Below are 24,863 nucleotides of genomic sequence, written 5' to 3'. Positions count from 1 at the left end.
GACGCTGCCGATTAGCGAGTGTCCTGCAAAGCCGATAACTGCTGTTATCGGCTTTTTTATTTCCACCTCACGTCCGCGCTTCGCGCAGCAGTTGTTGGATCACCTGCTCCTGACGGGCATAATCCCCTTCGCCAAAGGCGGTATAGCGCAGTTGTCCCCGCGCGTCGAAGAAATAATGCGCCGGCCAGTACTGATTACCAAACGCATTCCAGATGGCGTAGTTGTTATCCGCGACAACCGGATAGTTTAGCTGCCGCTGGCTGACCGCTTCACGAAGCTGCGGCAACGATCGTTCCCACGGATATTCCGGCGTATGTACGCCAATCACCACCAGCCCCGCATCGCGATACTTATTGGCCCACGCCCGTACATAAGGCAGCGTATGCTGACAGTTGATGCAATCGCGGGTCCAAAAATCAATCAGCACCACCTTACCCTTTAACGCCGCCTTGGTAAGCGGTGGGCTATTAATCCATGCGGTGCCGCCGTGCAAATCCGGCATAGCGCTGGTTGGCCGCGGCGCGACGATCGGCTCCAGCCGAACCCGCTGTGGATCCTGCGGCATAAACGCGCTGAGCCGCTGCTCCAGACGATGGGTTAAACCGCTGGCGCCCTGCAGATAACGATCGCTGCCGCTGGCGATTAACGCCACCACGGCCAGCATCGCCACGCCGGCCAGTTGGCGCAACCGCCCACTTATCACCTGACCACCGCGCAGACGGGAAATCAGCCGCGCGCCGAACCACCCCAATAGCAGCAACATCAGCGCGCATCCGCTGGCATAGGAAAGCAGCAAGATGCCGGTCGTCACTGAATTTCCTTGCAACAACGCCAGGCTAAATATCGCCCCCAGCACCGGTCCCGCGCACGGCGCCCAAAGTAGTCCAATCGCCAGTCCGGCGAGCACTGAAGCGAGCCCACTGCCATAACGATAGCTCTGTTGGTTAAGTTGATTGCCCAGCGCCACCGCTGGCGATCCGAGCCAACCTGCAACGCGTGATGACAGCAAACTGATGGCCACAACGACCAAAAAGCCCAGCGCCAGCCAACGCCCAACGATAGTCAGATTGACTAACCACCCTGCTGCCGCCGTGGCCAGCAGCGACACAGCGGTAAACATCAACCCCATACCGAACAACAACAAGATCAGTTGTCCCCTACGCCCGCTAACGCTGGCAAACACCAGCGGGATCACCGGTAAGGTACAGGGGCTGAGCAGCGTCAACATACCGGCCAAAAATGCAATCACAACAGCCATGATCATTCTCCTTCGCAACGTTGCCGAAGTGGCAACGTCAGCATTACAACAGGCGATTGTATGGCGGATATGTCCGTGAAACGGCGGTTTAGTATAGGGATTTATCTACAGTTGACGTGGATACAGAAGGATACAAAGCGGCGGTATTGAGACGTACCCGCGCCTCAAGACCGCCCTGTTGAAGATTATGCAGGGTCAAACTTCCCTGCATCTGTCCGGCGAGCTGGGCGGCGATTGCCAGCCCCAAACCGGTTCCGCCGGTATCGCGATTACGTGACTGCTCGAGGCGATAGAACGGCTGCAGTACGGCGGTGAGTTCTTCTTCCGGGATGCCGGGGCCATCATCAGCAACGTGAATGATAACATCGCCATTCGGCGAATAACTCAGGCTGATTTCTACCTTTTCGGCGTATTTCAGCCCATTATCGATTAAATTACTCATGATTCGCCGCAGCGCCTGCGGCTGAAGCGCCATGACGTCCGCCCCTTTAGCGGCATGAAAACTGACCGCTTTACCGATGTCGGCATAATCACAGGCGATGCTATCCAGTAATGCATTGAGACTCATCCGCTGCGGCGCTTCTGCCAGCGGTTCGGCCGATCGTGCCAGCGCGATGCCTTCACGAACCAGTCGGGTCATGCTATCGAGATCCTGTAACAGCTTATCGCGGAGTGCCGGTTGCTCGGCCATCTCAACCCTTAGCTTCATACGGGTAATCGGCGTCTGTAAATCGTGGGAGATCGCCGCCAGGATCCGCGCGCGCTCCTGCAAATGGTCCTGTATTCGCTTTTGCATCGCGTTGAAGGCGCGCGCCGCGCGCTGCACCTCCTGCGGCCCCTTCTCGGCCAGCGGCCCTGCCGCCGGAGTAGCCGGTTGCAGCGTATCAATGGCGCGGGTAAAACGGGCCATCGGCGCAACCACCTGGCGGACGGCGTACCAGGCGCAAAATAGCAGTAACAGAAACTGCGCGACCAGCACCAGCGGCAGCCAACGCGCGATGGCCGGCAGCTTTGGCCACAGGTCAATGCTCAGCGGCGCGCCGTCGCGCAGGGTCACGTGGGCCTGAATATGTTCGCGCGGTCCAGGGACGGCGACAATACTCACAGGATAGCGACCGCTCAGAGCTTCCTGTAACGAGCGTACCGCATCGCGGGTACGCCAGCTGGTGGGATAGTCGCCAGTTTGTCCAGCAGACAGCTGATAGCGGTAGTTACCGCGCGCCAGACGCGGCAACCAATGCGGGCGTTCTTGCGGCGGAAGACGATCAAGGATAGCCACGCTGGTGGCGACATCGTATTCAAGGTTGCCCAGCATGACGCTACGGGCGCTGCTCATGCGTTCGTAGAGCAGAAGCGATAGCGTCAGGGCATTCGCAAGCAGCAGAGCGAGAAAAATCATCAACATTAAGCGCGACTGCAGTGACGCCGGCCACACTTTCATTATCGCGCCTCGCGGATCGACACCGGCACTGACAGCACATAACCCTCGCTGCGCACGGTTTTGATATAGGCGGGTTCACGCGCGTCCTCCCGCAGGCGCTGACGCAGGCGACTCACTAACAGATCGATAGACCGTTCAAACAGTTCGGCATCACGCCCCTGTGTAAGATTCAACAACTGATCGCGGTTGAGCACCCGTTGAGGATGATCAAGAAACACCCGCAGCAGGCGATATTCCGCCCCGCTTAGCGCCACAATTATGCCACTCTTGTCCAGTAGATGCCGCGCTGAGGTATCGAGCTGCCAGTCGCCAAAGACGATAAGCCTGCCGGCTTCGCTGATTTGTAAATTGGGGGGAAGCGCGCGAGCACGGCGTAAAATGGCTTTAATCCGCGCCAGTAGCTCCCGCGCCACGAAGGGTTTCACCAGATAATCGTCGGCCCCCATCTCGAGACCAAGTATACGGTCGCTATCTTCGCTACGCGCGGTCAACATCAGCACCGGGATATCCTGTTGGCCATCATTGCGCAACTGGCGACAAAGGGTTAAACCATCATCGCCGGGCAGCATGATATCGAGGACAATCAAATCGATTTGATGGTTTTTAAGTACGGACCACATCGCTTTGCCATTAGCTGCGCCGCTGGCGCGATAGCCCGATTTCTCCAGATAACCCACGATCAGTTCGCGGATATCGCGATCGTCATCGACAACCAGGATGTGGTCAATACGTTCCAAAGGCGTCTCCTGCGGAAAAATAAGCTCATGAAAAGCATATGCGGCTTCTCCGCAAGCGCAACTCTGCGTTTGCGCCGCGGTGAGGCTTATAAACGATCGGCGTCAATAACCGCCTGAACAAATTCCGCTGGCGCCTCCTGCGGCGGGTTATGTCCCACTGCGCCTTTGAAATCCCGATGCTCATATTTACCGGTGAATTTCGCCCGATAGGTATCCGGCGCCGGATGCGGCGCGCCATTGTTTTCCCCCTCGATAGTAATCGTGGGTACGCTAATCGCCGGCAGTTTCGCGAGTCGCTGTTCGTAGGCCGCATATTTCGCTTCGCCCTGCTCCAACCCCAGGCGCCAGCGGTAGTTGCTGATGGTGACGGCAACGTGATCCGGGTTATCCAGCGCTTTCGCGCTATTGGCGTACGTGGCCTCCGTGAATGTCCACCGCGGCGAAGCCTGATGCCAGATAAATTTGGCAAAGTCATGGGTATTTTGCCGGTAGCCTGCTTCGCCGCGCGGGGTGGCAAAGTAGAATTGATACCACCACGACAGTTCCGCTTGCGGCGGTAACGGCTTCTCGCCAATTTGCTGGCTGCTAATCAGATACCCGCTCACCGATACCAGCGACTTAACCCGCTGCGGCCAGAGCGCCGCGACGATATCCGCTGTACGCGCACCCCAGTCAAAGCCGGCGAAATCCGCTTGCTTAATATTTAGCGCATCCATCAGATGCACAATATCAGCCGCCATCGCCGATGGCTGACCGTTACGCGGCGTTTTAGCCGACAGGAAACGGGTGGAGCCGTAGCCGCGCAGATACGGCACGATGACCCGGTACCCCTTCTGCGCCAACGCCGGGGCCACCTGCGCGTAGCTTTGAATATCATACGGCCAGCCGTGCAGCAAAATTACCGCCTGGCCATCGCGTGGCCCCATATCGACATAACCGATATTCAAATCGCCGGCGTTGATTTGTTGCACCTTGTCGAAAGCGCCTGCGTCTTCAGCAGCGCACACGCTGGCGGACCACAGCGCGGAGAGACACAGCGCCGCCGCGCTGACATGACGGATTGCGGATAATCTGTTCATCCTCATTTCACCTTTTATCTGGAAGCGTTAAGCGAGTACGTGAACAGTTAATCAGGCCTGTGTATCCCGCATGTGTGGGATTTATCGTGTTTTTGCATCGCCATGTATGAGGATTGTCGATTGATACAGTGTGATACAAACGCCAGATTTGGCGATTGTTGCTAAGTTGTGAATTTCCACTTGCCGCAGCGAACAAATCAGTTACCGTGTCAGGCATTTCCAGTAAAACCAGCAGAGGGAGCGCGCTATGGCGATTTTTGATGGTCACAATGACCTGCTGCTCAATTTATGGCTTCACCATCGCGAAGATCCTGCAACCGCTTTCTTTGCCGGGATTGAGAACGGCCATCTCGACTATCCGCGCATGCAGCAAGGCGGATTTGCCGGCGGGCTATTCGCGCTATTCGTGCCGCCGCAGGAGTATATTGCCCGTATGGCGCCGCAATACGCCAGCCAGCGATGGGAGCCGATCGCTATCCTCTGGCAGCAGCTGGCCATCCTGAAGCAACTTGTCGCGCAGTCCGCTGGACGCTTGAGATTGTGTCTGAGCGCGGCGGATATCGAACGCTGCCGCCAGGATAAGGTACTGGCAATGGTGGCGCATATTGAGGGCGCCGGGGGTTTTGATGGCGAGGGCCACGACCTGCAGGCCTTCTATGCCGCCGGGGTACGCAGCATTGGACCGTTCTGGAATATTGCTAACCGCTTCGGCAGCGGCGTTAATGGTTCGTTTCCCGGTAGCCCGGATACTGGGCCTGGACTGACAGCGGCAGGTATCCATCTTATTAAGCAGGCCAATGCCCTGAAGATGCAGATTGATGTGTCTCATATGAATGAAAAAGCATTCTGGGATACCGCCCATCACTCGACGTCGCCGCTGGTAGCCACCCACTCCAATGCCCATGCGCTATGCCCACAGCCGCGTAATCTCACCGATGAACAACTGCGGGCGATTCGCGACAGCGGCGGCGTGGTCGGCGTCAATTTCGGCAACGCTTTCCTGCGCGCCGACGGCAAACGCGATAGCGATACCCCATTGCGTACCATCGTTCACCATATCGACTATCTTATTAACATCATGGGCGACGATCATGTGGCGCTGGGGTCCGATTTTGACGGCATCACGCTACCGGACGAATTGGGCGATGTGAACGGTTTACCACGGCTAATCAACGCATTGCGCCATAGTGGTTATGAACAATTGGTGCTGGATAAACTGCTGTGGGGCAACTGGCAAAAGGTATTAAAAAATGTTTGGCAACAATAGGTTATATTGTAAACATAAGGTTAAATACTTGCGTGTTGCCGGTTGACCTTTATCCCCCTGAGGGGCAATATTTGATTGCCATCACAAAACCGACACAACCGACGTTGTTGATGTCGCATTTTTATAGAGGAAAAAACGATGTGGAAGAAACCTGCTTTTATTGATTTACGTCTGGGTCTGGAAGTGACGCTGTACATTTCCAACCGCTAATCGCTCCGCCCGCCGTCCGTGCGGGCATTTTGTTTTTTTATCTGGTCCGTCTTCATGTTTATAAAAGTCCTCGGTTCCGCCGCTGGCGGAGGCTTTCCGCAGTGGAATTGTAACTGCGCCAACTGTCAGGGTCTGCGCAATGGCACGATTCAGGCCACTGCTCGTACTCAGTCTTCCATTATCGTGAGCGATAACGGTAAAGAGTGGGTGCTGTGTAACGCCTCTCCCGATATCAGCCAGCAAATTGCCCATACGCCAGAGTTAAATAAACAAGGCGTTCTGCGCGGCACGCATATTGGCGGCATTATTCTTACCGATAGCCAGATTGACCATACGACCGGGCTGCTGAGCCTGCGCGAAGGCTGCCCCCATCAGGTATGGTGCACGCCGGAGGTACATGAGGATCTCAGCACGGGTTTTCCCATTTTTACCATGTTACGGCACTGGAACGGCGGCCTGATTCACCATCCTGTCACTCCGCTGAATAGTTTTACCGTTGACGCCTGTCCCGACCTGCAGTTTACCGCCGTCCCCATCGCCAGCAATGCGCCGCCCTACTCGCCGTTTCGCGATAGGCCGCTGCCGGGCCATAACGTGGCGCTGTTTATCGAAAACCGACGCAACGGCCAGACGCTATTCTATGCGCCGGGGCTTGGCGAACCGGACGAAGCGCTCTTGCCGTGGCTGAAAAAAGCGGACTGTCTGCTGATTGACGGCACCGTATGGCAGGATAATGAACTGCAGGCTGCCGGCGTCGGGCGCAATACCGGTCGTGATATGGGCCATCTGGCGCTTGGCGATGAACACGGCATGATGGCGCTGCTGGCCTCGCTCCCGGCGAAGCGCAAAATTCTGATTCATATCAACAATACTAATCCAATCCTTAACGAGCAGTCGCCGCAGCGTAACGCCCTGACGCAACAGGGAATTGAAGTGAGCTGGGACGGAATGCCTATCACGCTTCAGGACTAACTATGCAGATTCGCGAAACCCTATCGCCACAGGCGTTTGAACAAGCGCTACGGGAAAAAGGCGCCTACTACCATATCCATCATCCGTACCATATTGCGATGCATAATGGCGAAGCCAGCCGCGAGCAAATCCAGGGCTGGGTGGCGAACCGTTTTTACTACCAGACCAATATCCCGCTAAAAGACGCCGCCATTATGGCGAACTGCCCCGATCCCCACACCCGACGCAAGTGGGTACAGCGGATCCTCGACCACGATGGCAGTCACGGCCAGGAAGGCGGTATTGAAGCCTGGCTGCAGTTGGGTGAAGCCGTGGGGCTTAGCCGCGATGAGTTACTCAGCGAGCGCCACGTGCTGCCCGGCGTGCGTTTTGCCGTCGACGCCTACGTCAATTTTGCCCGCCGGGCCAACTGGCAGGAGGCGGCGTGCAGTTCGCTAACCGAACTGTTTGCCCCGCAAATCCATCAGTCGCGCCTCGACAGCTGGCCGCAGCACTATCCATGGATTAAAGAAGAAGGCTATTTCTACTTCCGCAGCCGCTTAAGCCAGGCCAATCGCGACGTCGAACATGGACTGGAACTGGCGAAGATCTACTGCGATAGCGCGGAAAAACAGAACCGGATGCTGGAGATCCTGCAGTTTAAGCTCGACATTCTGTGGTCGATGCTGGATGCCATGACCATGGCCTACGCACTGCAGCGCCCGCCCTATCATACGGTCACCGACAAGGCGGCCTGGCACACGACCCGACTGGTATAACTATGCAAAAAAGCGCAATCATCGCCTTTCGTCGCGGCTACCGCCTGCAGTGGGAAGCTGCTCAGGATAGCCACGTGATCCTCTATCCGGAAGGAATGGCGAAACTGAATGAAACCGCCGCCGCGATCCTCGAACTGGTCGATGGTCAACGCGACGCGGCAAAAATAATCGCCGAACTCAACGCCCGTTTCCCTGAAGCGGGCGGCGTCGATGACGACGTCATCGAATTCCTGCAGATAGCTTACCAACAGAAGTGGATTATCTTCCGTGAGCCAGAATAAAACCGCCGTTAATCCGCCGCTGTGGCTTCTGGCGGAACTGACCTATCGCTGTCCGCTGCAGTGCCCCTACTGCTCTAACCCGCTGGACTTTGCTCAGCAGGAGAAAGAACTCACCACCGAACAGTGGATTGAGGTCTTTCGCCAGGCGCGGGCCATGGGTAGCGTGCAAATGGGTTTCTCAGGCGGCGAACCGCTGACGCGCAAAGATCTGCCGGAGCTGATTCGCGCCGCGCGCGATCTCGGTTTTTATACCAACCTGATTACGTCGGGCATTGGGCTCACCGAGAGCAAACTCGACGCCTTCAGCGAGGCCGGGCTGGATCATATCCAGATTAGCTTCCAGGCCAGCGATGAAGTGCTGAACGCGGCGCTGGCGGGCAACAAAAAAGCGTTCCAGCAGAAGCTGGCGATGGCGAAAGCGGTAAAAGCGCGCGACTACCCGATGGTGCTGAACTTTGTCCTGCATCGCCACAACATCGACCAGATCGATAAAATCATCGAGCTGTGTATCGAGCTGGAAGCGGATGATGTTGAGCTCGCCACCTGCCAGTTTTACGGCTGGGCGTTCCTCAATCGTCAGGGATTACTGCCGACCCGCGAACAGATCGCCCGTGCTGAACAGGTCGTTGCTGATTACCGACACAAAATGGCGGCTAACGGTAATCTGACCAATCTGCTTTTTGTCACCCCGGACTACTACGAAGAGCGTCCCAAAGGCTGTATGGGCGGCTGGGGCTCGATATTCCTCAGCGTGACCCCGGAAGGCACCGCGCTGCCGTGTCACAGCGCGCGCCAGCTGCCGGTCGAGTTCCCGTCGGTGCTGGAGCAGAGCCTGGAATCGATCTGGTATGACTCATTTGGCTTCAACCGCTACCGCGGCTTTGACTGGATGCCGGAGCCCTGTCGTTCCTGTGATGAAAAAGAGAAAGATTTCGGCGGCTGCCGCTGCCAGGCCTTTATGCTGACCGGCAATGCCGATAACGCTGACCCGGTGTGCAGCAAATCGCCGCACCACCATAAAATCCTCGAAGCGCGGCGCGAAGCGGCCTGCAGCGATATAAAAATCAGCCAGCTGCAGTTCCGCAACCGCACCCGTTCACAGCTGATTTATAAAACCCGGGAATTGTGATGACCACCGCCACCCGCATCGTGGAACTGGCAGGCGGTATGCGCGCAACGCTGGTTCATCATCCGCAGGCGACGCGTGCGGCGGCGTTGGTTAAGGTGGGCGCCGGAAGCCATCACGAAACCGATGCCCTGCCGGGGCTGGCCCATTTGCTGGAACATTTACTGTTTCGCGGCAGCCAGCGTTATCACGATGATGAGCGATTGATGGCGTGGATCCAACGCCAGGGCGGCAGCGTCAACGCCACCACCCTTGCCCGCCACAGCGCCTATTTCTTCGAGGTCGCCGCCAACAGTCTGGCCGAGGGCATCACCCGTCTACGGGATACGCTCCGGGCGCCGCTGCTGTCGCCTGAAGATATCCGTCAGGAACTGGCGGTCATCGATGCGGAAAACCGGCTTATCCAGCAGCACGATCCCTCCCGCCGTGAAGCCGCGGCCCGTCACGCGATGGCGGCGCCCGCGGCTTTTCGCCGTTTTCAGGTCGGCAGCATGGATTCGCTGGGCGGAAACTTGCCTGCGTTGCAGAGTGCGCTCGGCGAGTTTCACCAGCGCTATTATGTCGCCAGCCATCTGCAGCTATGGCTTCAAGGGCCGCAGTCGCTTGATGAATTAGCCGAATTGGCCCATTTTTTTGCCGCGGGGTTCCCTGGCGGCCTGCCGCCGGAAAGCCCGCCTTCTGCGCATTTTAGCAACAATGTGGATCTTCAACTGGCCGTTGAAGACAAACCGGCGGTATGGCGTTGTCCGCTCATCGAAAAAGGTGACAACGTCACTACTTTCCGCGAATTCTTACTGGATGAAGCGCCTGGCAGCCTGCTGGGCGGGCTGCGTGAATGCGGGCTCGCGGACGATGTCGCGCTGAACTGGCTTTACCAGGATGAACGCGTCGGCTGGCTGGCGCTGGTATTCAGCAGCGACCATCCCGACGCCATCAAGCAGCATGTCGAGCGATGGCTGCAGGCATTGCGGCACACCTCGCCTGAACAGCAGATGCACTATTACAAGCTGGCGCAGCGGCGTTTTGACGCACTGACCCCGCTCGAACAGCTCCGCCAGCGGGCATTGGGTTTTGCGCCCGATTCCCCGCCCGTCGATTTTGCTGGCTTCTGCGCCAGCTTGCTGTCGGTGCCGGCCTCTTCGCTGGTTTGCCGCAAAATAGCGGCTGGCGATGGCGTGGCAACCCAGGGCTTTACCTTGCCGCTCAGCCGCTGGCAGCCACGGACGATAGTGACGGATCCGCTGGCATTTAGCTTTTATCCGCAGGCGGCGACCGCTGATGCACCTGAACTGACGCTAACGACCAGTCCAATGCTGCATGTCATTGCAGATAATCAAACGCCGACGCTGATCTTTCGCAAGCCTTTCTATAGCGTGCTCAGCCAGGCGCAGGGTATGGCGATAAGCCAGCAGATCCGTCCCTTGCTCGCGCAACTTCGCCATGCTGGCGGCAGCGGCGAGTGGCAAACAGTGGACGGCAACTGGCAGCTTACTCTACAGCTACCTGAATCCGGCGGCGTAGCGGAGCGCGTCGTCACCGCGCTCATGCGCCGATTATCTCAACCCGCGCCGGGGACGGTGGTCGCACCTGAAACCATCGCCATTCGCCAGCTACTGCAACAATTACCTGAACAATTGGCTATCGCTCCGCCGCAGGAGGGTTGGCTGGCGGCGATGGTAGGCGGCAGCAGCAATCTGGCGCAGCAGGTTGCCCGCCTGTTGAGCTTGCTCAACGCCCCGGTCAACGCCGAGCTTCGCTCTTCGGCAGGCGGTCGCCGCGGTATTAAGCGTCTTCCTCACGCCAGCTCTGATAGCGCGCTTCTGGTTTTTATTCCATTGCCTGAGGGGGCGTCGCTGGGCGCGCTGCAACTGCTGGCGCTACTTTGCGAGCCGCAATTCTTCCAGCGTCTGCGGGTCGAACAGCAGATTGGCTACGTGGTGAGCTGCCGTTATCAGCGGATCGCCGATCGCGATGGCCTGCTGCTGGCGCTGCAATCGCCCGACCGTTCCGCCGGTAATCTACTACGCTGCTGTAAAACCTTTCTTCGCCAGTTAACGCTGTGTGGGCAAGCTGAGTTCAGTCAGTTACAACACCAGCTGGCTGAGCAGAACGGTCAGGCGCGGGACGCCAGCGCAATCGCACTCGCCGCCCTGCGCCAGCGCTATCATCTACCGGTAGCCACGCCGCAGGACGTTAACGAGCTGCAGCTGGACGAGATCATCGCGCTATGGCGTGAGATAACTCGCCGTCGCCGCAGTTGGCAAATCTTATATAGCGCGCCGACGACGTCCACCACTTAAGGTCGTTACTGCGCATCGGCGCTTTCGACCTGCGGAACGTTGCTTTGCGCGCTATCCGCAGCTGGCGCATTCGCCGGGTCGAAGATATGGTCGAGAATCGCGCGCGCCGTCGGGCCGGCGACAACGCCATCGCCGCCGCCATTTTCGAGAATGAGCGCCATCGCCACCTTCGGATGCTGATACGGCGCAAACAGGGTATAAAAAATGTGGTCGCGCAGACGTACCGGGATCATTTTGGCATTGTAGGTCTGGTTCTCCTTCAGGCTGAACACCTGCGAGGTCCCGGACTTCGCCGCAATCTGATACGGCGCGGTATGGAACAACTTATATCCCGTCCCGTTCGGCAGGTTCGCCATGCCATACATACCGTTGCGGACAATCCCCCAGTATGGCGATTTCGGGTCGCCAACCTGCGGTAAATTGGCCGGCTGCTGGTAGCGTTCGACCTTATTCCCCTGCTTCATTGAGTACAAAAGATGCGGGTTTTGTACTTTGCCGTTGTTGATTAGGGTGGTCAGCGCTTTCACCATTTGAATAGGAGTGGCGATCCAGTAGCCCTGGCCGATACCGACGGAAATAGTATCACCCTGGTACCACGGTTTTTTATGGACCCGCTGTTTCCACTCTCGGCTCGGCAACACGCCAGAATACTCCTCATTCAGGTCAATCCCTGTCGGCTGTCCATAACCAAACTTGCTCAGCCACTGATGAATACGGTCAATGCCCATTTCAAAAGCGACCTGGTAGAAGAACGTATCCGCCGACTCTTCAATCGCTTTGGTCACATTCAACATACCGTGTCCGGTTTTTAACCAGTCGCGATAGCGGCGCTGAGTACCGGGTAGCGTCCAGGTTGGCGCGCCGAAGAAGGTGGTATTTGGCGTAATCACCCCGGCGGAAAGGGCTGAGAGCGCCATATACGGCTTGACCGTGGAAGCCGGGGGATACAAGCCCTGAGTGACGCGGTTAATCAGCGGGCGATCCTGGTTATCGAGCAGCGATTTGTAAGCCTGGTAGCCAATCCCCTTAACGAAGGGATTCGGGTCATAGCTGGGGCTCGACACCATCGCCAGTACGCCGCCGTCGCGCGGATCGACGGCCACGACCGCGGCGCGCTGGCCCTTCAGGACCGACTCAATATACTGCTGCAAATGCAGGTCGAGCGTCAGATAGATATTTTTGCCGGCGACCGGCGGGACTTCTTTCAGTAAGCGAACGACGCGACCGTGGTTATCTACTTCAACTTCCTGATAGCCGGTGGTGCCGTGTAATTCTTTCTCGTAATAGCCTTCAATTCCCTGTTTACCGATATTGCGATCGGCCGCGTAGTTTTCTGCTTCACCGTTTTTCGCCAGCCGTTGTAAATCGTTATCGTTAATTTTAGAAACGTACCCGACAACGTGCGCCAGTTCCGCGCCATAGGGATAACTTCTCTGCTGGTAGCTCTCGACGGTGACGCCGGGAAAACGGAATTCGTTGACCGCGAAGCGCGCCACTTCCACATCGGTAAGATCGGATTTCAGCGTCACTTCTTTATAGCGGCTATTGTGGTGCATATCGTCGCGGAAACTGGCGATATCATCCGCCGTCAGGTCGACAATCGGGCTTAACGCCTGGAGCAGCGCCGACATATCGGCAATTTTGCTGGGGATCACCTGCAGGCGATACAGGGTGATATTTTGCACCAGCGGAATACCGTTGCGGTCGAAAATCAGCCCCCGGCTTGGCGCGATCGGCAGCATTTTAATGTCGTTCTGGTTGGAACGGGTCTGATAAAAATCGTGCTGCTCTACCTGGAGATGGTAGAGATTGAAAATCAACACGCCAAAGCAGACCACCACCAACAGGAAAGCAATGACGGCGCGGCGGATAAATAGCATCTCTTCTGCCGAGTGGTCGCGGATCTCATCTCTCAATAGGGGCATTGGCGGCAATTTACCTGAGTCACTTGAAAGCACAAAAAATAAAGGCGGGGAAGAATAGCTTTATTGACGCATTAGCCCTACAGAAAGGTTGCTAATGAACTGGCAGAAATGTATCAGTATGTTAGAACGTGAGATGCCTTTCTCAACCGGAGAAAGGCATCAGCATGCGGGGTTCGCCAGTAACGGTTATTTTCTGGCCTCAAAGGCAATTTTTACGGCCATTCCGGCAAGTACCGTCGCCATCAGCCAACGTTGAAATTGTTGCCAGCCCGGCCGCCGCCCAAGAAACAGCGCCACCTGCCCGGCCAGCATAATAATAAGTCCGTTTACCGCCACGCTTATTAGCGCCTGGGTGCAGCCTAATATTAGCGACTGACTCAGCACGCTGCCGAGCCCGGGGGTGATGAACTGCGGCAGCAAAGACAAATACATGATAGCCACTTTAGGATTCGCCAGGCTGGTAAGAAGGCCCATCAGAAACAGCTTACGCCCGCTATCCGCCGGTAAGTCGCGAACTGCGAAAATCGGCCGCCCACCGGGTTTAATCGCCTGCCACGCTAAATAGAGTAAATAAGCCACTCCGCAAATTCGCAACGCGTCGTAGGCATAGGGTACGGCGAAAACCAGCGCGGTTATGCCAAAAGCCGCGCACAGCATATAACAGAAAAATCCCAGCGCAACGCCAGCAAGAGAAATAAAGCCGGCGCGTTTTCCCTGGCAAATCGACCGTGAAGTGAGGTACATCATGTTGGGGCCAGGAGTTAATACCAAACCCAACGCCACCGCGGCAAAAGCCGATAATGAAGCTAATTCAGGCATAACTTATCTCCAGATAGGGGTAATGCCCAGGCGCGCGGCGTACTTGACCATGCTCCCCAACAGTATTCTGTCTTTAGCGCCAGTCACATGGTGTCTAAGTATTAGCTTATTCCCGTTCGGTCGACAACCATTTCGCCTTTCCCGACCGTTTTGTCGGCTCAACTGCCCCTGATACGCCAGACGCGTATATAAAGTACAGCGCTAGCGCCAAACACAGAACCGCCGCCAGGCGTTGTGGCGAAAAGGCAATAGCGCTATTCCCCAACCACCCAAAATTGTCAATCAGCAAGCTCATCGCGAGTTGACCAAATATTACCGCCACCGTCGCCGTTGCCGTGCCGATTCGCTGTACTGCCAGCACCATGATGACAATATAGGGTACCCCGCAGAACGCCCCAAGCAGTTGCCACTTTGGCACATCCAGCAGCGTCATCGACTGCTGCGGAGCAAAGAAAACGATCAATAAACCGGTCACCAACGCACCAATGGAAAAGGTCAAAAAGGCGCTACGCAATATTCCGACATGTGCGCCAAGACGGCCATTCACCGCAGCCTGTACGCTTAGCAATGCGCCGCCAATCAGCGACAAAATAATCATCAACATATTCATATCAGCACCTCAATCAACGGCAATCAGCATTAATGCCGCCACAATGAACAACAGTGCAATAACCCGGCGGCGATCTATTTTTCGCCGCGGACTACCAAACCAGCCAAAATGATCGATTAACAGGCTTTTACATACCTGACCGGCGAGAACGCCGGTAATTGTCATTGCGATGCCGATCGCCGGAGTCACAATCGTTAATATCACCACATAACCGGGCCCCAACAGACCACCGGTTAATTGCCAGCCGGGGAGCGAAAAAAAAGAGGGACTCTGTCGCGGGCTAAAAAAAAGCATCAGTAAAAATGTTAATGCCGCGCCAATAGAGAAAATACTCATTGTTGCCCATAAATCACCGACCTGACCCGCCAGCGGCCCCAACAGACCTGCCTCTACGGACAGTCCCATTCCGCCGGCAATCACTAAAAAAATCAGCACACGCTGCATGTTGAATACTCTTCAGTTGTTAAGAGCGGAAGAGAATAGAACGGCGCGCTAATGCAAAAAATAGTATAGTGTTGCAAACACCTTTGCAGGATCTGCATCAATGGCCGACGTAGGTAACATCAATCTCCGCGCCCTCCAGCTATTTATCGCCGTGTATGACAGCCATAGTTTTTCCGTTGTCGCGCGCCGTGAAGGCGTATCCCCTTCTCTTATCTCACGGGTCATCCAGCAACTCGAGGATGCGCTAGGCCAGCAGCTGTTCTATCGCAATACGCGTGCGGTCGTTCCAACGGAGGCCGGAAACCTGTTTGCTGACTATGCCCGCGGGATGACCGAGCAATTCGCTCACGCGCAACGCGAATTACAGGATCGCACCCAACAACCTGGCGGACTTGTGCGCATCAACGCCCCGGTCTACTTCGGCCAACGGCATATCGCGCCATGGTTAGCCGGACTGGCCGATCGTTATCCCGCGTTGGAGTTCGAATTAATTCTGACCGATGACTTTGTCGATCCTCATCGCCAGGCGACTGATATCATTTTTCGCATCAGCGCCCTGCCTGACGCCAGCTATCACGCAAAGGTTTTTGGCGCCCAGCGCTATTACCTCGCCGCAGCGCCTGGTTACCTTTCCCGTTTCGGCGCGCCGCAATCGCCTTCTGAGCTCAATCAACATCACACGCTGGTGTATCGCGGTTCACAGGGAGCTAACCGTTGGCTTTTTCGCCAGGGGGAAGAAGAGTGGACCCATTACCCGCAAACACCGCGGCTAATCTCAAACAACGCCGATGCCCTTCTCACTTCAGCGATTGGCGGAATGGGTATTGTTCTGTTTCCAGACTGGATGGTGGGCGATGCGCTGGCGCAGGGAACATTAGTTTCGCTGATGAATGACTACAGCGTTGGCATCAACCATTTGCCCTCTTACATTGCCGCGATTTATCCACATGCTCGTCATCCGTCGCTCAATGTACGCACCGTTATTGATTATTTTACCGACGTTTTCGGCACGCCGCTTTACTGGCAACGCTAATCCATTCATCGCAGTAAAATTGTCATATCTCAAACAATTAGCGATCCGTAGCGGTTAACGCATCATAACGTTTCCTTTACCGCTGCGTTACGACTATGTTTAAAGGTGTGGTTTTGAATTTCGCCGAGTAATCACACTAAAACACTGGTTTTAATTATGTTTGTTGAACGGTAAAAGCTATTAAATCCGTAGACTCATTCAAATATCGCTTATTGGTAGCAGTGTATATCGTAATGGCATTCACAAAAGCAAACGGAGCCTGATATGAGCACGTCAAATGATCCCACTAATAACCCATCCGCAGGGAAATGCCCTTTCCACGCCGAGACGCCGAAGCAAAGCGCCGGCAGCGGTACCGCCAACCGTGACTGGTGGCCCAACCAACTTCGTGTTGACCTGCTGAATCAGCACTCCAACCGTTCTAACCCGCTGGGCGAAAACTTCAACTATCGGGAAGAGTTCAAAAAGCTCGACTACTCCGCATTGAAAGCCGACCTTCGCGCGGTGCTGACCGACTCCCAGGAGTGGTGGCCCGCCGATTGGGGCAGCTATATTGGCCTGTTTATTCGCATGGCGTGGCACGGCGCGGGGACCTACCGTACCGTTGATGGCCGCGGCGGCGCGGGTCGCGGTCAGCAGCGTTTCGCCCCGCTTAACTCCTGGCCTGATAACGTCAGCCTTGATAAAGCCCGTCGCCTGCTGTGGCCGGTGAAACAAAAGTATGGTCAGAAAATCTCCTGGGCCGACCTGTATATGCTGGCGGGTAACGTGGCATTAGAAAACGCCGGCTTCCGGACCTTCGGTTTCGGCGCAGGGCGTGAAGACGTGTGGGAACCGGACCTCGACGTGGACTGGGGCGATGAGAAAGAGTGGCTGAAACACCGCCACCCGGAAAGCCTGGAAAAACAAGCGCTGGGCGCCACCGAAATGGGTCTGATCTATGTCAACCCGGAAGGCCCTAACGCCAGCGGCGATCCGCTTTCCGCCGCGGCAGCCATTCGCGCGACCTTCGGCAATATGGCGATGGACGATGAAGAAATCGTGGCGCTGATTGCCGGCGGCCATACGCTGGGTAAAACGCACGGCGCCGCGCCGGCAAGCCATGTGGGTCCGGAACCAGAAGCCGCTCCGCTGGAATCTCAGGGTCTTGGCTGGAGCAGTACTTACGGCAGCGGTGTAGGCGCGGACGCCATCACCTCGGGTCTGGAAGTGGTATGGACGCAAACCCCGACCCAATGGAGCAACTACTTCTTCGAGAACCTGTTCAAATACGAATGGGTACAAACGCGCAGCCCGGCGGGCGCTATTCAGTTTGAAGCGAAAGATGCGCCAGAGATTATCCCCGATCCGTTTGATCCAAATAAAAAACGCAAGCCGACGATGCTGGTAACGGACCTGACGCTGCGCTTCGACCCGGAATTCGGCAAAATCTCGCGCCGTTTCCTGAACGATCCGCAGGCCTTCAACGAAGCCTTCGCACGCGCCTGGTTTAAGCTGATTCACCGCGATATGGGGCCAAAATCCCGTTATCTCGGCCCGGAAGTGCCAAAAGAAGATCTGATTTGGCAAGATCCGTTACCGGCACCGACGCATAACCCAACCGCCTCCGACATCGCCACGCTGAAAACGGCCATTGCGGATTCAGGCCTGTCGGTTAGCGAACTGGTCTCCGTTGCCTGGGCTTCCGCCTCAACCTTCCGCGGCGGAGATAAACGCGGCGGCGCTAACGGCGCGCGTCTGGCCCTGCTGCCGCAAAGAGAGTGGCCGGTAAACGCCATCGCCAGCAAAGTACTGCCAACGCTACAGGCCATTCAGAAAGCGTCGGGTAAAGCTTCTCTGGCGGATATCATCGTTCTGGCTGGGGTCGTGGGCGTTGAGCAGGCTGCCGCCGCTGCCGGCGTTCGCGTAAACGTGCCGTTTGCGCCGGGTCGCGTTGATGCGCGCCAGGATCAGACCGACGTTGAAGCAATGGATCTGCTGCAGCCGCTGGCCGACGGTTTCCGTAATTACCGTCGCATCGAAGGCGGCGTGTCGACGGAGACTCTGCTTATCGATAAAGCGCAGCAGCTAACCCTGACGGCGCCGGAAATGACGGCGCTGGTCGGCGGCCTGCGCGTGCTGGGCGCTAACTTCGACGGCAGCCAACATGGCGTCTTCACCGATCGCGTCGGCGTCCTCAGCACTGACTTCTTCGTCAACCTGCTGGATATGGGCACCGTATGGAAAGCCGCCGATGAACAGGCTGAGCTGTTTACCGGTCGCGACCGTAAGAGCGGCGAAGAGAAATATACCGCCACTCGCGTTGATCTGGTGTTCGGTTCTAACTCAGTCCTGCGCGCGCTGGCCGAAGTCTATGCCTGCGCCGATGCGCAACAGAAATTCGTTACTGATTTCGTTGCCGCATGGACGAAAGTGATGAATCTGGACCGCTTCGATCTGTAATTCCCCTGCCCGCCGGTGAATAATCGGCGGCAGGTTACTCTGTTAAAGCGCCGCTCATTATCGAGAGGCGCTTTTTTTATGCTTCCCGCGCGAGCTGCTGTAACCGGCTGTAGGTGCGCTGAATATCATCCAGCTCCACATCCGCCACCAGTGTTTCCAGCCCGCAATCGGTAATTAATATTAAGCGGCACTGTTTTTCATACAAAATATCCACCACGTTGATAAAGCGCTGCTGTGCCGCCGGGCTAACTCGCGCCAACGGCGGAACATTCTCGACGAGCCAGTTCTGGTGCTGCTCACATAGCGTCAGGTAATCCATGACCGAAGTGGGCGCAAGGCAGAGCTGCTCGAAAGTGAAATGCAGATAGGTCCCTTGCGGCGATGCCGTGTGCAGGGTTCGATAACCTACCTGCAGAGCCTGCGCCTGCGGGGCAATAGCCGGCAAACCGAGCGCCGCGCGGCTGCTGAGAGTGGGCTGCACCAACAATTTTCCCTGGCAGAAATCATTCTCTAGCGAGGTATGTCGCTTGCGATAATCCTGTTCGCCGTTGAGCGCCGTTACCGTCATATGCCGTTTAATGAGGTTAATGGAAGGCAAAAAACGTTCGTGATAAAGCGGATTCGCCAGCAAACGGTCGGGCGGATAATTGGAGGTCGCTAATAAGACGATATTTCGCGCGAATAAATGTTCCAGTAGCACCTTCATCAACATCGCGTCAGCCGGGTCATGAAGGTGAAACTCATCAAAACAGAGCAGACGACAGTTGTCGGTCATTTGCGCGACGACCTGCGGCAATCGCGGCGCCGAAGGGGCGTTCAGCCGCTGATGGAGCTCGCGGAAAAAGTGATGAAAATGTACCCGCCGCTTTTCACGCAGCGGCAAACTGGCAAAGAAACTATCGAGAATAAAGCTTTTCCCGCGCCCGGTTCGCCCCCAGACGTACAAGCCTTGTGTTGCCGTTTGCTGCCGGAATAACTGCTGACTCAGCGTTTGCAAATCGGCGACTAACGCGAGCTGGTCGGCATCAAGGGTGAGATTTTCTTTTGCCGCCCGTTGGGCCATCACGGCGCTAAAACAGAAATCAGCGTACTGTTGCATGGGATTCACTAACGCTATTTTTATCGAGAATGGTCGCCATGACATGGTCAAAGTGCGGCAGATCCTTAGCCACGCTAAATGCGGGATTCATCGCTTTACGGCCAATCAAGCCATCGATTAACGCAAAGATGGTAAGCGTTGCTTCTTCGACATTAACGTGTGGGCTGAGCTCACCTGCGGCAATTCCCCGAGTAATAATCTGTGCCATTCCGTCGCGCATGATCCTGTCGCTATTGACGAAAATCTGCCGCAGCGCCGGCTTTCTTGCCGACTCAGCAATAATTTCCACCCACAGCTGGTGAGATGAGGGATACCCCACCTCTTCAATACAGGAAACGGCTAAGGCGCAAATCTGCGCAAAATGGGAACCTTCAAAGCGCTCCTGATGCTTAGCTAATGCCGATTTTTGCTCTTCAAGGATAATCGCTTCAATGAGTTCATCCTTGCCCTTGAAGTAGGTGTACATCGCGCCGAGGCTAATACCTGCGCGCAGTGCAATTTCGCGCACGCTGGTTCCATTAAATCCTTTTTCGGCAAAGCACGCCGCCGCGGCGACAATCAGCTTATGGTACGTTTCTGAATTATTTAACATTTCAACTACCTCCGGCGATGGGCAATTCTACCTGCTTCTGCCGTTTTTTGCTTGCCATCGTGCATCGCGCGTTTCATTATAAAATGAATGAACGTTCGTTCATTTAATTGCAAATACCTGAGGCGAGGATGATATGGCTCAAAATACTTACCACACACTGCGTTTACTTTTCCCGCAGTGGCAAGGCGGTAACAATCCGCCCTACTTTTTCGGTTCGCAGCTGCTGGCGTGGCTGGCGCCGCCGGCCCAGGGCGCCGTTGAGGAGGTCCGCGTACCCGCCCCGACCAAGGCGCCGCTGGTTAATGAAGATGGTATTGTCGGCCGCCGTGCGGTAGTTGAACAGCTGCTTGATGCGCAAGACAAAATCACCAGAACTCAGCCAGAGTCCATCGTCACCTTAGGGGGCGATTGCCTGGTCTCTCTGGCCCCCTTTGCCTGGCTTGCGGAAAAATATGGCGATAAATTGGGGGTGTTATGGATTGATTCTCACCCGGACATTATGACGCCAGAGCAGTTCCCACATGCCCATGCCCACGTTCTTGGGGCGTTGATGGGCAATGGCGACGTGGAACTAACCCAGGTGGTCAGAAAGCCATTATCGCCTGGCAAAGCGCTTATTGCTGGGATCCATAGCCCCCTCGATGTCGAAAAACAGTTTATTACTGAACGCGGTATCGCCACCTTAAGCCCTTCAGAGCTGCGTCAGAATCCGCAGGCGATCGACGAGTGGATAGCGCGCGAAAGTGTTGAGTACCTGGCCATCCACCTCGATCTTGATGTCCTCGACCCGGCCCTGTTTCGAGCGGTGCTGTTTGCTCGTCCGGGGCGCGGCGTACACGACTTCGGCGATGTCGCCGAAGGGAAACTGACGATTGCCGAAGTGGTTAATTTTATCAATCAAGCTGCCGCTCAGGCCAAACCGGTGGGACTCACCGTCGCCGAACACTTGCCGTGGGATGCCCTAAACCTGAAGAATATGCTCGAAGCTCTGCCATTATTGAGCTAATCGACGCGTTCCCCGTGGTGGAAAGCGCCAATTGCCATGTTGCAGGAATACCGCAGGACTTTACCTCAGGCCCGGAGCAATAATGCCCCGGGCCTTAAACTACCTAATCCAGACGGTGAGTAAGACTATCACCACCATCATCAACACAGCCTGGATAAAGATTGGGTCTAATGATGTTTTGCGCATAGTCCCCCCGCTATTCAAAGATTTGTCGTATCGCCAGCGCCAGTACCAGCAAACCGGCCAGTAAAAACATCCAGGCGATGAGATCTTCCGGTGAACGATTCATCGTCATCCCTCCTTTTTGTCATCAGAACCACTGGCCAAAGCGCTTGATATAGAAACGTTTCATACCCTGCGCCACCAGGCAGTAGCTCAGCAGCGTGGCAACCAACCACGGGAAATAACTCAGCGGCAGCGGCTCAAGCCCCACCATGGCGCCAAGCGGCGAGAATGGGATATAAATGCCGATGGCCATAATGGCGGCGGTGGTGAGCAGTACCGGCAGCGTCGCGCGGCTCTGGATGAACGGTATTTTCTGCGTTCTCAACATATGCACCACCAGCGTCTGCGACAGCAGCCCTTCGATAAACCAGCCGGACTGGAACAACGCCTGCGCCTCCACATGATTGGCGGCGAAGACGTACCACATCAGAGCAAAGGTGGTGATATCGAATATCGACGACGTGGGGCCAATCCACAGCATAAAGCGGCCAATGTTCTTCGCATCCCACTTGCGCGGTTTACGCAAAAACTCCTTATCCATTTTGTCCCACGGCAGCGACAGCTGTGAGATGTCGTACATCAGATTCTGGATCAACAGATGAATAGCCAGCATCGGCAGGAACGGGATAAAGGCGCTGGCGACCAGCACCGAAAACACGTTGCCGAAGTTGGAGCTGGCGGTCATGTTCAGGTATTTGATAATGTTGCCAAAGGTCTCGCGTCCTTTAATAACGCCCTCTTCCAGCACCATCAGGTCTTTTTCCAGCAGAATAATATCCGAGGACTCCTTCGCGATATCCGCCGCGCTATCGACAGAAATACCGACATCGGCATCGCGCAGCGCCGGCGCGTCGTTAATGCCATCGCCCAGAAAACCAACGGTATGACCATTTTTCTGTAGCATCTGCAGAATGCGCGACTTCTGCAGCGGCGTCAGTTTGGCAAACACCGCGCGTTTCTCGACCTCCTGCTGAAGCTGGCGGTCAGTCATTGACTCAACCTGTTGGCCGGTGAGAATGTCGTGCGAATCAATCCCCACTTCAAGACAAATCCGCGCCGTTACCACCGGGTTATCACCGGTAAGCACCTTAACCGCGACACCGTTATCACGCAGCGCGGTAATGGCTTTGCCCGCGCTTTCCTTCGGCGGATCGAGAAAGGTCAACATGCCCTCAACGGTGAGCCCCTGTTCATCGGCGGCGGTGAGCGGCACGTTTAGCGCGGTGTCGTCCAGCTTGCGGGTAGCGACCAGCAATACCCGGAAGCCCTGAGCGTTATAATCTTCGGTTTTCGTCAGCAGCAGTTCCCGGCGCAGCGCATCCAGTTCAACGATCTTGTCGCCCTCACGGATATGGGTCGCGGCTTCGAGCATCTCTTCAACCGCCCCTTTGCAAATCAGGCTTTTATCGCCATAGCGGCTGTCTTCCACCGAGACCGATACGCGGCGACGTACAAAATCGAATGGCAATTCATCAAGCTTAACGAAGCGCTCTTTTTCCGTCGGCGCCAGCCGGCCTTCCCCATAACGGAGCACGGCCCTGTCCATCAGATTACGCGCTCCGCTTTGGCTGCTGCTATTCAGCCACGCCAGCATTAATACCCGATTACTTTCCGCGCCGCCGACGTCGAGATGATGCTCAAGAATGATATTGTCCTGGGTCAGGGTGCCGGTTTTATCCGTACACAGCACATCCATTGCGCCAAAGTTTTGGATGGCATTAAGACGTTTAACGATCACCTTGCGTCGCGACATGGCAATCGCGCCCTTCGCCAGGTTCGAACTGACGATCATGGGTAACATCTCAGGCGTTAAACCGACCGCCACCGCCAGGGCGAATAGCGAGGCTTCAACCCAATCGCCCTTGCTGAAACCGTTAATCAACAACACGATCGGTACCATAATCAACATGAAGCGGATTAACAGCCAGCTGACGCTATTCACCCCACGATCGAAGGCGGTCTGCGTGCGGGTGCCGACAATCGATTTTGCCAGTGAGCCAAACCAGGTCCGGTCGCCGGTCGCCACCACTACCGCCTGCGCCCTGCCGCTGGTGACGTTCGTCCCCATCAGACAGATATTGCCCATCTCTAACAGGCTTTTATTTTTATCCGGCGTCGGTAAACGATCGCTGCATTTACCTGAAACGCTGGCCATGAGGTCATATTTTTCCACCGGCAGCGATTCACCGCTTAGAATGGACTGACTGACGAAGAGGTCCCGTGATTCCAGCAGACGAACATCTGCCGGCACCAGATCGCCCGCGGCAAGAAAAATAATATCGCCCGGCACCAGCTCTTCAATGGGTATTTCCTCCTGACTGGGGCCAATATTTCCCGGCCCGCGGCGCAGTACCGTTGCGGTGGTACGGACCATGGATTTTAGCGCCTGCGCGGCTTTATTGGTCCTGAACTCCTGCCAGAAGCGTAATAGACCACTCAGGCTCACCATCGTCAGGATAATAATAACGCCGGTGAGGTCGGTCTCTTCACCATTACGCAGCGGTAGCCAGTAATCGGTAATAAAACTGACTGCCGCCAGCGCCATCAGCACGTAAATAAACGGGTTATTAAATGCCTGCAGTAATTGAATAAAAAACGGCGGCGCGGTTTCTCGTGCCACTTCGTTGCGGCCATAATCTTCCAGCCGCTCCAGCGCATCGGCGGTCGTTAGCCCCTGCCGACTGCTATTTAAACGCGACAGCGTGTGATCCGGGCTATTAAAGGCCTCCGTTTCAATCGCAAAGCTCTTTTTATGCTGCTTATCATTTTCTGACGCAGACCGGTTGGTATTCCGGTTTTCTAATTTCATGTCAGTCATGATTCATCCCCAAATTTAGATGTGGTAGTCCCTGCATAAATAAATTATGCATAGTTAGATGTTATTTTTTCACACTCATAATTGCGCGTATTAAATATCCCTGCGAGGTTTGCCAAACCGCAGTGAGAGAGCCTTAATGGCTAATATGAGCGTGTATTACCGCGGCAAAGGCGGAGGGAACAGTGCGTAAAAAAACAATAGCATGATGAATTACCTCGCAAAAAAGCGAATTCCAGTTCTCAGGAGGCAATCGGGTTTGGGAAAGGATTGCTGCCTGCCGGTTGGCAAACAGCGCAGAATAGATAGCGTCAGTTTGCCTTGATGTTTAAATAAGGGTGACTGTCCAACATATCTCTCCTGTGTGAAGTTGTGCTTAGTATAGACGTGACTTGCCGGGAGTAAAGCTCCGTAAGCCCGTCAG

At 55.7% G+C, this 24,863-nt stretch carries 23 protein-coding genes and 1 riboswitch; of the genes, 10 read left to right on the top strand and 13 right to left on the bottom strand.

The genetic code is table 11. The features are described 5' to 3' along the window. Positions 1-67: 67 nt before the first annotated feature. From ABLV66_RS12130 to ABLV66_RS12115, 4 genes are all read right to left on the bottom strand, one after another. Positions 68-1,258, bottom strand: coding sequence for a cytochrome c biogenesis protein/redoxin (locus ABLV66_RS12130; RefSeq protein ID WP_047079142.1), 1,191 nt, complete (start codon positions 1,256-1,258; stop codon positions 68-70). A gap of 88 nt (positions 1,259-1,346) precedes the next feature. After that, positions 1,347-2,699, bottom strand: a complete 1,353-nt coding sequence (locus ABLV66_RS12125) for an ATP-binding protein (RefSeq protein WP_047079141.1) — start codon at positions 2,697-2,699, stop codon at positions 1,347-1,349. Continuing rightward, positions 2,699-3,436 carry a response regulator gene (locus tag ABLV66_RS12120; protein ID WP_316422319.1) on the bottom strand — a complete coding sequence of 246 codons (738 nt, stop codon included), beginning with the start codon at positions 3,434-3,436 and terminating at the stop codon, positions 2,699-2,701. The genes ABLV66_RS12125 and ABLV66_RS12120 overlap by 1 nt, the downstream gene beginning before the upstream one ends. A gap of 86 nt (positions 3,437-3,522) precedes the next feature. Further along, positions 3,523-4,515 carry an alpha/beta fold hydrolase gene (locus ABLV66_RS12115; RefSeq protein ID WP_348876656.1) on the bottom strand — a complete coding sequence of 331 codons (993 nt, stop codon included), beginning with the start codon at positions 4,513-4,515 and terminating at the stop codon, positions 3,523-3,525. 247 nt (positions 4,516-4,762) lie between these two features. Here ABLV66_RS12115 and ABLV66_RS12110 point away from each other — a divergent pair, with 247 nt between their 5' ends. The 7 genes from ABLV66_RS12110 to pqqF all read left to right on the top strand — a co-directional run bounded on the left by ABLV66_RS12110 (position 4,763) and on the right by pqqF (position 11,429). Then, the gene (locus tag ABLV66_RS12110) at positions 4,763-5,782 is read left to right on the top strand and encodes a dipeptidase (RefSeq protein ID WP_348876657.1); all 1,020 of its coding nucleotides are present in this window, start codon (positions 4,763-4,765) and stop codon (positions 5,780-5,782) included. A gap of 138 nt (positions 5,783-5,920) precedes the next feature. Next, positions 5,921-5,992: a pyrroloquinoline quinone precursor peptide PqqA gene (pqqA, locus tag ABLV66_RS12105; protein ID WP_002905689.1), complete on the top strand. Its 72-nt coding sequence runs from the start codon at positions 5,921-5,923 to the stop codon at positions 5,990-5,992. Positions 5,993-6,046: 54 nt separating this feature from the next. Then, complete coding sequence (gene pqqB, locus ABLV66_RS12100) at positions 6,047-6,964, top strand: pyrroloquinoline quinone biosynthesis protein PqqB (RefSeq protein WP_020078734.1); 918 nt, start codon at positions 6,047-6,049, stop codon at positions 6,962-6,964. A 2-nt stretch (positions 6,965-6,966) separates the two neighbouring features. Continuing rightward, positions 6,967-7,722, top strand: coding sequence for a pyrroloquinoline-quinone synthase PqqC (gene pqqC, locus ABLV66_RS12095; RefSeq protein ID WP_045394234.1), 756 nt, complete (start codon positions 6,967-6,969; stop codon positions 7,720-7,722). 2 nt (positions 7,723-7,724) lie between these two features. Continuing rightward, positions 7,725-8,003: a pyrroloquinoline quinone biosynthesis peptide chaperone PqqD gene (pqqD, locus tag ABLV66_RS12090; RefSeq protein ID WP_015366526.1), complete on the top strand. Its 279-nt coding sequence runs from the start codon at positions 7,725-7,727 to the stop codon at positions 8,001-8,003. Continuing rightward, positions 7,990-9,132, top strand: a complete 1,143-nt coding sequence (gene pqqE / locus ABLV66_RS12085) for a pyrroloquinoline quinone biosynthesis protein PqqE (RefSeq protein ID WP_047048527.1) — start codon at positions 7,990-7,992, stop codon at positions 9,130-9,132. The genes pqqD and pqqE overlap by 14 nt, the downstream gene beginning before the upstream one ends. Beyond that, positions 9,132-11,429: a pyrroloquinoline quinone biosynthesis protein PqqF gene (gene pqqF, locus ABLV66_RS12080; RefSeq protein ID WP_348876659.1), complete on the top strand. Its 2,298-nt coding sequence runs from the start codon at positions 9,132-9,134 to the stop codon at positions 11,427-11,429. The genes pqqE and pqqF overlap by 1 nt, the downstream gene beginning before the upstream one ends. A 5-nt stretch (positions 11,430-11,434) precedes the next feature. Here the strand turns inward: pqqF and mrdA2 are convergent, their stop codons facing one another. From mrdA2 to ABLV66_RS12060, 4 genes are all read right to left on the bottom strand, one after another. Next, a complete protein-coding gene (gene mrdA2 / locus ABLV66_RS12075; protein ID WP_045394227.1) occupies positions 11,435-13,354 on the bottom strand; it encodes a peptidoglycan DD-transpeptidase MrdA2 in 1,920 nt (639 codons plus the stop codon). Positions 13,355-13,540: 186 nt separating this feature from the next. Then, a complete protein-coding gene (locus tag ABLV66_RS12070) occupies positions 13,541-14,173 on the bottom strand; it encodes a LysE family translocator (RefSeq protein WP_045394225.1) in 633 nt (210 codons plus the stop codon). A gap of 17 nt (positions 14,174-14,190) precedes the next feature. Continuing rightward, positions 14,191-14,270: riboswitch (ZMP/ZTP riboswitch) on the bottom strand. A gap of 9 nt (positions 14,271-14,279) precedes the next feature. After that, complete coding sequence (locus tag ABLV66_RS12065) at positions 14,280-14,783, bottom strand: DMT family transporter (protein WP_063415564.1); 504 nt, start codon at positions 14,781-14,783, stop codon at positions 14,280-14,282. A gap of 9 nt (positions 14,784-14,792) precedes the next feature. After that, a complete protein-coding gene (locus tag ABLV66_RS12060) occupies positions 14,793-15,227 on the bottom strand; it encodes a DMT family transporter (RefSeq protein WP_047048535.1) in 435 nt (144 codons plus the stop codon). 100 nt (positions 15,228-15,327) lie between these two features. Between ABLV66_RS12060 and ABLV66_RS12055 the strand changes: the two genes are divergently transcribed. Beyond that, a complete protein-coding gene (locus ABLV66_RS12055; protein WP_047048537.1) occupies positions 15,328-16,260 on the top strand; it encodes a LysR family transcriptional regulator in 933 nt (310 codons plus the stop codon). 264 nt (positions 16,261-16,524) lie between these two features. Further along, positions 16,525-18,702 carry a catalase/peroxidase HPI gene (gene katG, locus ABLV66_RS12050; protein ID WP_047048540.1) on the top strand — a complete coding sequence of 726 codons (2,178 nt, stop codon included), beginning with the start codon at positions 16,525-16,527 and terminating at the stop codon, positions 18,700-18,702. Positions 18,703-18,778: 76 nt separating this feature from the next. On the opposite strand, the gene zapE is transcribed toward katG, so the two are convergent. Together zapE and ABLV66_RS12040 are read right to left on the bottom strand one after the other, a co-directional pair. After that, on the bottom strand, positions 18,779-19,801 hold the full coding sequence (gene zapE / locus ABLV66_RS12045) for a cell division protein ZapE (RefSeq protein WP_348876661.1): 1,023 nt from the start codon (positions 19,799-19,801) through the stop codon (positions 18,779-18,781). Next, positions 19,785-20,393, bottom strand: coding sequence for a TetR/AcrR family transcriptional regulator (locus tag ABLV66_RS12040; RefSeq protein WP_045394217.1), 609 nt, complete (start codon positions 20,391-20,393; stop codon positions 19,785-19,787). The genes zapE and ABLV66_RS12040 overlap by 17 nt, the downstream gene beginning before the upstream one ends. A 133-nt stretch (positions 20,394-20,526) precedes the next feature. Between ABLV66_RS12040 and ABLV66_RS12035 the strand changes: the two genes are divergently transcribed. Continuing rightward, positions 20,527-21,399 carry an arginase family protein gene (locus ABLV66_RS12035; protein ID WP_289577652.1) on the top strand — a complete coding sequence of 291 codons (873 nt, stop codon included), beginning with the start codon at positions 20,527-20,529 and terminating at the stop codon, positions 21,397-21,399. A gap of 99 nt (positions 21,400-21,498) precedes the next feature. On the opposite strand, the gene mgtU is transcribed toward ABLV66_RS12035, so the two are convergent. Genes mgtU through mgtA form a run of 3 tightly spaced genes read right to left on the bottom strand, consistent with a single transcriptional unit; the run spans position 21,499 to position 24,442 of the window. After that, positions 21,499-21,585 (bottom strand): magnesium transporter protection protein MgtU, encoded by an 87-nt coding sequence (gene mgtU / locus ABLV66_RS12030; RefSeq protein ID WP_257880777.1) that lies wholly within the window; start codon positions 21,583-21,585, stop codon positions 21,499-21,501. A 10-nt stretch (positions 21,586-21,595) separates the two neighbouring features. Continuing rightward, positions 21,596-21,688, bottom strand: coding sequence for a protein MgtR (mgtR, locus tag ABLV66_RS12025; RefSeq protein ID WP_020078726.1), 93 nt, complete (start codon positions 21,686-21,688; stop codon positions 21,596-21,598). 21 nt (positions 21,689-21,709) lie between these two features. Continuing rightward, positions 21,710-24,442, bottom strand: a complete 2,733-nt coding sequence (gene mgtA, locus ABLV66_RS12020) for a magnesium-translocating P-type ATPase (RefSeq protein ID WP_047048549.1) — start codon at positions 24,440-24,442, stop codon at positions 21,710-21,712. Positions 24,443-24,863: the final 421 nt, after the last annotated feature.

Source organism: Klebsiella sp. CN_Kp073 (assembly GCF_040065495.2).
Classification (GTDB): domain Bacteria; phylum Pseudomonadota; class Gammaproteobacteria; order Enterobacterales; family Enterobacteriaceae; genus Klebsiella; species Klebsiella aerogenes.
Note: the sequence above shows the minus strand (reverse complement) of the source record. Positions and strands in the feature narration are given on the sequence as shown.